Source organism: Streptomyces africanus (assembly GCF_002150735.1).
GTDB lineage: Bacteria > Actinomycetota > Actinomycetes > Streptomycetales > Streptomycetaceae > Streptomyces > Streptomyces africanus.
Genome location: NZ_MUKA01000382.1, coordinates 1 through 8386, shown reverse-complemented (window position 1 = coordinate 8386; position 8386 = coordinate 1). Strand labels below are relative to the sequence as shown.

At 70.4% G+C, this 8386-nt stretch carries 8 protein-coding genes and 1 pseudogene; 6 read left to right on the top strand and 3 right to left on the bottom strand.

Annotation, left to right across the window (positions count from 1 at the left end):
• The 3 genes from CCL05_RS36865 to CCL05_RS36855 form a co-directional block, all read left to right on the top strand.
• Positions 1-507, top strand: a 507-nt coding sequence (locus CCL05_RS36865) for a DUF4937 domain-containing protein (RefSeq protein ID WP_086564998.1), incomplete at its 5' end; no start/stop codon positions are given.
• Positions 508-657: 150 nt separating this feature from the next.
• A complete protein-coding gene (locus tag CCL05_RS36860; protein ID WP_086564997.1) occupies positions 658-1317 on the top strand; it encodes a histidine phosphatase family protein in 660 nt (219 codons plus the stop codon).
• A gap of 12 nt (positions 1318-1329) precedes the next feature.
• Complete coding sequence (locus tag CCL05_RS36855) at positions 1330-2232, top strand: ADP-ribosylglycohydrolase family protein (protein WP_086564996.1); 903 nt, start codon at positions 1330-1332, stop codon at positions 2230-2232.
• 364 nt (positions 2233-2596) lie between these two features.
• Here CCL05_RS36855 and CCL05_RS36850 read toward each other — a convergent pair whose 3' ends face one another.
• Positions 2597-4144, bottom strand: a complete 1548-nt coding sequence (locus CCL05_RS36850; protein WP_086564995.1) for an MFS transporter — start codon at positions 4142-4144, stop codon at positions 2597-2599.
• A 187-nt stretch (positions 4145-4331) separates the two neighbouring features.
• Between CCL05_RS36850 and CCL05_RS36840 the strand changes: the two genes are divergently transcribed.
• The 3 genes from CCL05_RS36840 to CCL05_RS36830 all read left to right on the top strand — a co-directional run bounded on the left by CCL05_RS36840 (position 4332) and on the right by CCL05_RS36830 (position 6434).
• The gene (locus CCL05_RS36840) at positions 4332-4952 is read left to right on the top strand and encodes a TetR/AcrR family transcriptional regulator (RefSeq protein ID WP_086564994.1); all 621 of its coding nucleotides are present in this window, start codon (positions 4332-4334) and stop codon (positions 4950-4952) included.
• Positions 4953-5034: 82 nt separating this feature from the next.
• Positions 5035-5736 carry a ribonuclease HII gene (locus CCL05_RS36835; RefSeq protein ID WP_086564993.1) on the top strand — a complete coding sequence of 234 codons (702 nt, stop codon included), beginning with the start codon at positions 5035-5037 and terminating at the stop codon, positions 5734-5736.
• A gap of 68 nt (positions 5737-5804) precedes the next feature.
• A complete protein-coding gene (locus CCL05_RS36830) occupies positions 5805-6434 on the top strand; it encodes a hypothetical protein (RefSeq protein WP_086564992.1) in 630 nt (209 codons plus the stop codon).
• A gap of 301 nt (positions 6435-6735) precedes the next feature.
• On the opposite strand, the gene CCL05_RS36825 is transcribed toward CCL05_RS36830, so the two are convergent.
• Complete coding sequence (locus CCL05_RS36825; RefSeq protein ID WP_086564991.1) at positions 6736-7350, bottom strand: hypothetical protein; 615 nt, start codon at positions 7348-7350, stop codon at positions 6736-6738.
• Positions 7351-7703: 353 nt separating this feature from the next.
• Positions 7704-8386: pseudogene (locus tag CCL05_RS36820) on the bottom strand (recombinase RecQ); the annotation flags it as partial.

Below are 8386 nucleotides of genomic sequence, written 5' to 3'. Positions count from 1 at the left end.
GGGCAGGGGGGTGGCTGGAGCCGGGGGCGGCCGGACGTGGCGCACATCTTCGCGTTCTGGGAGAGCCGCGCCTTCTACGACTCCTTCATGGCGCGGTCCCACGACCGGCTCGCGTCGGCTCAGTCGGGCACGTTCAAGGACGCCCAGGTCAGGCTCTTCGACTACCGCTTCGATGTGAAGACCGGGTTCGAACCGCGCTTCACGGACGCCGACCTGCTGCGCGTGGCGCTCTGCCGTGTCCACGAGGAGCGGGTCGAGCACTTCGTGCTGATGCAGGAGAAGGTCTGGAACCCGGCGATGGCCGGCTCGCCCGGCATGGTGCGCGGGCTGTTCGGCGAGGCACCCGGGAACGAGTTCATGGTGCTGTCGATGTGGCGGTCGGCCGCCGAGCACGGCAAGTACCGCACGGAACGCGTGGAGCGGCTCGCCCTGCGGGCCCAGACGGAGGCGGACGTCGCGGCGCTCACCGGGGACGTCGTGGACATGGAGCCGGGCTGGACGGTCTGATGTCCGGCAGGCCGGGCGGGCCCGGACTGATTGATTCCGGTCGGACGGACGTGCGACCTGTGTGATCTGTGGTGCAGGATGTGTGTGACCTACGCTGTATGGGCGCGGTAGGAGTGCTCGATGGGCCCCCTCCCGATCTAGGGTTTTGGCATGGCACGACCACGGCGCATCGTCCTTGTCCGGCACGGCGAGTCAACGGGCAATGTTGATGACTCCGTGTACGAGCGTGAACCCGACCACGCCCTGGCGCTGACCGAGAGGGGCCGGCGGCAGGCGGAAGCGACGGGCGAGCGGTTGCGCGAGCTGTTCGGCGGCGAGCGCGTCAGTGTGTACGTCTCCCCGTACCGCCGCACGCACGAGACACTGCGCGCCTTCCACCTCGACCCCGGGCTCATACGGGTGCGCGAGGAACCCCGGCTGCGCGAACAGGACTGGGGCAACTGGCAGGACCGGGACGAGGTACGCCTCCAGAAGACCTACCGCGACGCGTACGGCCACTTCTTCTACCGCTTCGCCCAGGGCGAGTCCGGCGCCGACGTCTACGACCGGGTCGGCGGCTTCCTGGAGAGCCTGTTCCGCAGTTTCGAGGACCCCGAGCATCCGCCGAACGTCCTGATCGTCACCCACGGTCTGGCCATGCGGTTGTTCTGCATGCGGTGGTTCCACTGGACGGTCGCCGAGTTCGAGTCACTGTCGAACCCGGGGAACGGCGAGGTGCGGATGCTCGTTCTGGGAGACGACGGCAAGTACACGCTTGACCGGCCGTTCGACCGCTGGCGTGATCCCGAGCCCTACGGGGTCACTGGATAGAGTGGCAGGGCGATGACCGCTGATTCCTCCACCGACGGGCGCCTGGACCGCGCCCTGGCAAGCCTGCGCGGACTGTCCGTCGGGGACGCCCTGGGTTCCCAGTACTTCGTGCCCGTGAACTACCCGCTGCTCAAGCGCCGCGAGCTCCCGTCCGGGCCGTGGCAGTGGACCGACGACACGGAGATGGCCGGTTCCGTCGTCGCCGTCCTGGTCGCTCACCACCGCATCGACCAGGACGCCCTGGCCCGCTCCTTCGCCGAGCACCATGATTTCGACCGGGGCTACGGTCCCGCGGTCAACCGCCTGCTGCGACTCGTCCGGGAGGGCGGCGACTGGCGCGAACTCGCCGCCGCGCTCTTCAACGGACAGGGGTCCTGGGGCAACGGCGCCGCGATGCGGATCGCCCCGCTGGGCGCCTGGTACGCGGACGACCCGGAGCAGGCGACGCACCAGGCGGAGATCTCGGCCTACACCACCCACCAGCATCGCGAGGCCGTCGTCGGCGCCATGGCGGTCTCCGCGGCCGCCGCGTTCGCCGCCGCCCCCGGCGGGCCGCCCGGTGCCGAGGCCCTCCTCGACGGGGTCATCGACCTGGTGCCGAAGAAGAGCGCGGTGGGTGCGGGACTGCGCCGGGCCAGGGACATGCTCGACTACGCCGACCCGGCCACGGTCGCGGCGGTGCTGGGCTGCGGACGGCGCACGACGGCCCACGACACCGTGCCCTTCGCCCTCTGGTCGGCCGCGCGAAGTCTCGGTGACTACCAGCAGGCGTTCTGGACGACCGCCCAGGTCGGCGGGGACGTCGACACCACCTGTGCCATCGTGGGCGGCGTGATCGCCTCGGGGAAGGCGGGGGCGCCGCCCGCCGAGTGGGTGGCGCGGACGGAGCCGCTGCCGGACTGGGTGCCTGCGTAGCGGTCAGAGACCTCGGTCAGAGACTCTTCTGTGTGGGGCCGACCATCAGAATCGGCTCCCCTCAGAACTCTCCGTGTACATCGGGAACTCTCCGTGCGCATCGGGAACTCTCCGTGACCGCCCGCTCGTTGTCGTGACATCCGCGGTGTGAGCCGTGAGGCGGCACACGCTGGAGGTGTACGTCCAGGGAGGGCGACGGGAGGTGATCATGGAGGTCTTGCCGGCTGTTCTGATCCACTGGTGGGACGCATGCGCACGCCGCGTGGGGCTTGCGCGGCCGGTCGCGGACCGGCCCGGCAGCCGCCGGCAGGCCTGTGTCGAGGCCGCCGGTGAGCCACCGAAGCCGTCCCGCGATGCCTTTGCGTCAGCCCAGCCCCGGCCCGGCCGAGCCGGAGAGTGCCTCCAGGTCGCTCTTGCGGACCCGGATCACCAACCAGGCGGTGGCCAGGGCGAGGACGGCCATGGCCGCGGCCGGGACGAAGGCGGCGGAGATGCCCTGGGCCAGCACCTCGTGCCCCCACGGCGCGGGCAGCTGATGAGTCGTGGCGAACTCCGCCTTCTGCTCGGGGGAGCCCTCGGCCATGAACTGCGGAAGCTGCTTCTCCGCCTCGTCCCTGGTAGCCGTGCCGAACACGGTCGTCAGGATGGACAGACCCAGCGATCCGCCCACCTGCTGCGTGGTGTTGAGCAGCCCGGACGCGGCGCCCGCCTCGTGCTGGGCGACACCGGAGACGGCGGTGAGCGTCAGCGTCACGAAGTTCAGGCCCATCCCGAAGCCGAACACCAGCATCGGCCCGAGAACCCCGCCGACGTACGAGCTGTCGGAGCTGATGAGAGCCTGCCAGGCCAGTCCGATCGCCGCGAGCGCCGAGCCCAGGAGCATGAACGGCTTCGGACCCAGCACCGGCAGGAACCGTTGCGACAGCCCCGCGCCGAGCGCGATCACGACGGTCACGGGCAGGAAGGCGAGCCCCGCCTCGATCGGGCTGTAGCCGAGCACGTTCTGCACGAACAGCACGATGTAGAAGAACATGCCGAACATCGCCGCCGCGAGGCTCAGCATGATCACGTACGTGCCCGAGCGGTTCCGGTCGGTGAACATCCGCAGCGGGGTGATCGGCTCCTTGGCCCGGGACTCGATGATCCCGAAGGCCAGCAGCAGGATTACCGCGGCGACGAAGGACCCGATGGTGAGGCTGTCACGCCAGCCCTCGTCCGCCGCCCGTATGAAGCCGTAGACAAGGGATGCCATGCCCGCGGTCGAGGTCACCGCGCCCGCTATGTCGAAGCGTCCGGTGTGCCGCTCGGACTCGGTGATGTAGAGCGGGGTGAGGACGGCGATCAGCACCCCGATCGGCACGTTCACGAAGAGCACCCAGCGCCAGTCGAGCCACTCGGTGAGCATGCCGCCCGCGAGCAGGCCGATCGCACCACCGCCCGCGGATACCGCGGCGAAGACACCGAAGGCCCGGTTGCGTTCCGGGCCCTCGGGGAACGTGGTGGTGATGAGCGCCAGCGAGGTGGGCGACGCGATCGCGCCTCCCATGCCCTGGAGGACCCGCGCGGCCAGCAGCTGCCACGGCTCCTGGGCGAGCCCGCCGAGCAGCGAGGCGAAGGTGAACAGCAGGATGCCGGTCATGAACACCCTGCGGCGCCCGAGGATGTCACCGGCGCGGCCGCCGAGGAGCAGCAGACCGCCGAAGGTGAGTGTGTAGGAGCTGACGACCCAGGTGAGGTCGGTGGTACTGAACTTGAGTGCGTCTTGAATGTGCGGGAGCGCGATGTTCACAATCGTCGCGTCGAGTACCACCATGAGTTGGCAGGCCGCGATGACGGTGAGCGCGATGCCGGGGTGTCCCTCCCGGCGTGCCGCACCTGGCTTCTGGTCCTTGAGCAATGGAGAGGTTGTCACTATGGGTCCCCCACGAGTGCGTTAGTGAACGCTCGCGTTCACTGCCGCGTCAAAGGTAGTGAGTCCACGACAGTGAACGCAAGCGTTCACTTGTGGCGTCGTCGTGCGGCACGTCCCCCTTTGCTGCCGTACGGCACGTCCCCCCACCCCGAAATCCCCGCTTCATCTGCTCGTTGGAGAGAGTTCGATGGTTACCCCGAGCTGGGCGGACGCCCCCGCTCAGACGGCCGCCCGCCGCCGCGGCGCCGTGCTCGAACGCGCGATCCTCGACGCCGCCCTGGAACAACTCAGCACCGTCGGCTGGAACGGCCTGACGATGGAAGGCGTCGCAGCCGGTGCCCAGACCGGCAAGGCAGCCGTCTACCGGCGCTGGCCGTCCAAGGAGGACCTCGTTGCCGACGCCCTGCGTGCCGGACTGCCGCACTTCGACGCGGTACCGGACGAGGGGAGCGTGCGTGAGGACCTCTTGACGCTCTGCTGCAGAGCCCGCGACGCGATGTTCTCCCGCCCGGGTTTCGCGCTTCGCTCGGTGATTCACGAATGCGACACGACGCAGGCTGAGCGCTTCCATGCCGTGATCTTCGACGGAGTCGTGGAGCCCACCATCAAGATGCTGCGGGAGGTCATCGAGCGCGGGATCAGGCGAGGCGAGGTGCGTTCCGACGCCGCGAACGGATACGTCTTCGACGCCATCCCGGCGATGATGATGTACCGCTCCAAGATGTGCGGCTGTGAATGGCGGGACCAGGAAATCGAGGAGATGATCGACCAGTTGATGGTTCCGCTGCTGCGGTCGAGCGGCGCCTGACCGGGGCTGGCGAGGGCTGACACAGCGCTGGGGCCGACCGGGGTGTCGCGGGCGGTTCGGGGCGGCGTAACCTAGGGTCGCCATGCCGTACGAACCGCCTACTCACACCGTCGAGCGCTCCCTTCGAGCCACGACCGGAGCGAAGATCGTTGCAGGTGTCGACGAGGTGGGGCGCGGCGCGTGGGCCGGTCCCGTCACCGTCTGCGCGGCGATCACCGGACTGCGCCGGCCGCCCGAGGGTCTCACCGACTCGAAGCTGCTCACCATCAAACGACGCACCGAACTCGCCGAGCAACTGCGGAAGTGGGTGACGTCGTACGCCCTGGGGCACGCCTCTCCGGAGGAGATAGACAGCCTGGGGATGACGGCCGCGCTGCGGCTCGCCGCGGGACGTGCCCTCGACGCTCTGCCGGTCCGCCCCGACGCGGTCATCCTCGACGGGAAGCACGACTATCTCGGTGCCCCCTGGCGGGTCCGTACGGTGATCAAGGGCGACCAGTCGTGCGTGGCTGTCGCGGCGGCCTCGGTGATCGCCAAGGTCCAGCGCGACAAAATGATGGCCGAACTGGGTATCGACCATGCAGACTTCGGTTTTGCGGACAACGCCGGGTATCCCTCACCCGTGCACAAGGCCGCACTGGCGGAGCGGGGCCCCACCCCCTACCACCGGTTGTCGTGGGCGTATCTTGATGCGCTGCCCCAGTGGCGGCACCTCAAGAAGGTCCGCAGCTGGACGGAGGGAAGTGTTCCGGAAATCGAGGGTCAGCTGGGCTTCGATTTCTGACGCTTTCGTTCGCACGCATGCGCCACCCGCCGACGCGGGCCGTACCAACGTTTGATAAATATCAACTCATGCCTCTCATTCCCGAGGAGCCTCAGATTCACGAGAGTGCCCAGGGTCCCCGCGCCACTCCGGCCAGCGGCCGTACCGCGCCGACCCCTCGCCCCGTACCCGGCCCCCGTCCCGCGGCTCCGTCGCGTCCCGGCCGTCCCGGTCCTGCGCGGCCCGCGCCGCCGGTGCAGCGCACCCCGCGTGACGCGGCCGCCAAGCCCGGTCCGTCGGGTCCCGCAGCCGGTGCCGCCGCTCCGGCCACCCCGCAGATCCAGCTGATCCCGGCTTCCGTCGAAGGCGCGCTCGACGCCGCCGAGGAGGCCGTGGACCTGCTCCTGGACTCCGGTCGCGCCCCCGGCGACGTCCTGGTGATCACGACCGGCGAACAGCACCCGTGGGCCGCCCACGAGCTGTCGTTCGGCGAGACCTCCTACTGGGCCCAGCACGACGCCGGTGACGACGTCTTCTACACGGACGCCACCGTCGCCGATCGTGCCGGGTCTCGTCCGGTGGTCGTGGTCGCCGTCAACGGCGGTGCCGAGCCCGCTGCCGCGAGCGCCCTGTCCCTCGCCCACTCCCGGGCCACCGCCCTGCTGATCGTCTGCGGTGATCCGCAGCGGATCAACTCGGTGCTGGGCACGAGCGTCTGAGTCGGTGCCGTGGCGCCCGGTCGGGCGCCAGGGGCTGACCTCAGTCGCCGCTCCGGCGGCTCCGCACGGCGGGTGGTCCGGCGTGCCCGCAAGGCTGGACGCCGTGGCTGCGCACGGTACTGCCCGGCGGCCTCAGCTGTTCGGGATGCTCGTTCCAACTGCCGGTCATGGCAACCGTTGTGTGCCGTACAAGGGGGTACGGCCCGTCAGCCCGTGCGGACCCCACTCTGTGGGCAATGGTCTGTCCAGGGGTGTCCTGTTCCAGGGAAAGTCCGTCCCCGGGACGGTCTGTCCGGAGTCCTCAGCGTGCCGCCGCAGCGCGGCGCAGTACCTCGGAGGCGGCGCCACCGGTGCGCGGCAGCGGCGGCGGTGCCTCCGACGTGTCGAACGGCTCCGGTGCCGACGCAGAGTGCGGGCGGCGTCCGCCCCGGCCCTCACCGAGCACCTGCCAGCCGTCGCGGGTCAGCGTGATGTACGCACCGCAGCGCAGCCCGTGCAAGGTGCAGGCGTCGCGCAGCCCCCACATCCACGCGCCGTCCTCCTCGGTCCAACGCGCGTCGCCCTCACGGCAGTAGAGCAGCACAGCGGTGCGCACCGGAGTACGGCGTCGCAGATCGTGCGGGATGATCCGGCGCAGCTGCGCCAGCAGCACGTTGCGGAACATCCAGCCGTCGGCCGGGGCCGTCCGGCGGACGAACGAGGCGCTCGCCCGCAGCCGCTCGTCCGGATCGAGCACGGCGATGACGGCGGTCGCCGGCTGCGGGTGGTGCCGGGCGTGCAGTCCGCTGACGACTTCACGGGGGTTGCGAAGCAGCGGGATCCCGGCGGCGGCCCATTCCGCGGGTTCGAGCAAGCGGTTGGCGGAAGCGGCGGACGTCGACGCCGCTGCCGAGGCCGGAGCGAATCCGAAGGTCACGGTCCTCCCTTCGGCTACGCGCCCACACTGCGGGCGGGGTCGGAATCGGGGAGCGCGCACCGCAGCAAAGCCCTACCGGATCGGCGGTCGTGCCGTGCGGGAGCGGACCTCAATTCTTCCTGTCGAACTTGAATGCGGCAACGAGCAATTGGCGCAGTCGACCGTTATCAGATGATGCGCGGCTAATATCCTCACCCTGTGCGTCGCCGGGCCACCCATGGGGCGTTCGAGCACGACACGTTCGTACGTCACGGGCGTGCGCGGCGTCCAGAGGTGTGCGCGACCGGGCAGGTGGCGGTGCCCGGTCGCAGGCCGGTGTCCGGCCAGGATGTGCCCCGCCTCTCGACGTGCTGTCAGCCCTGGACGGCCAGCACCAGCGGCAACACCCCCTGCGCACCGGAGCGCCGGAGCATGCGGGCCGCGACCGCGAGGGTCCAGCCGGTCTCCGTGTAGTCGTCCACGAGGAGGACCGGTCCCTCGGCCTCGGCGAGGGCGGACGCGAGGGCGGGCGGCACGGTCAGTGCCCCGTCGAGCGCCTTCAGCCGCTGCGCGCTGTTGCTCCGGGGGCCCGGGTACACGTCGCCCGTGTACTCGACAGCGCCCAGCAGGCGCAGCCGGCCGACCTCCGCGATGCGGGCCCCCAAGGAGTGGATCAACTGAGGCCGTGTGCGCGAGGCGACGGTGACGACGCCCACCGGGCGGGGCTGCGGGTCCGGCACGCCCGGGGCCCAGCCGCCGGGCCCCTTGGCCCAGTCGGCCAGCACTCCCACCACGGCCTTCGCCACGTCGTCCGGCACGGGCCCGTCGGGAGCCTGGGCCGCGAGCATGGGCCGCAGCCGGTTTCCCCAGCCGATGTCCGACAGACGCCCCAACGCACGTCCCGGCGCGGCCTGTTCGCCGGCCGGGATCCGTCCCTTGAGGTCCACTCCGATCGCCGGCAGCCCGGTCGGCCACATCCGGCGGGGTTCCACCTCGACACCCGCACGCCCCAGGTCCACGCGCGCGGCGTCGAGCGCCTCCGCGGACATGTCCGCGG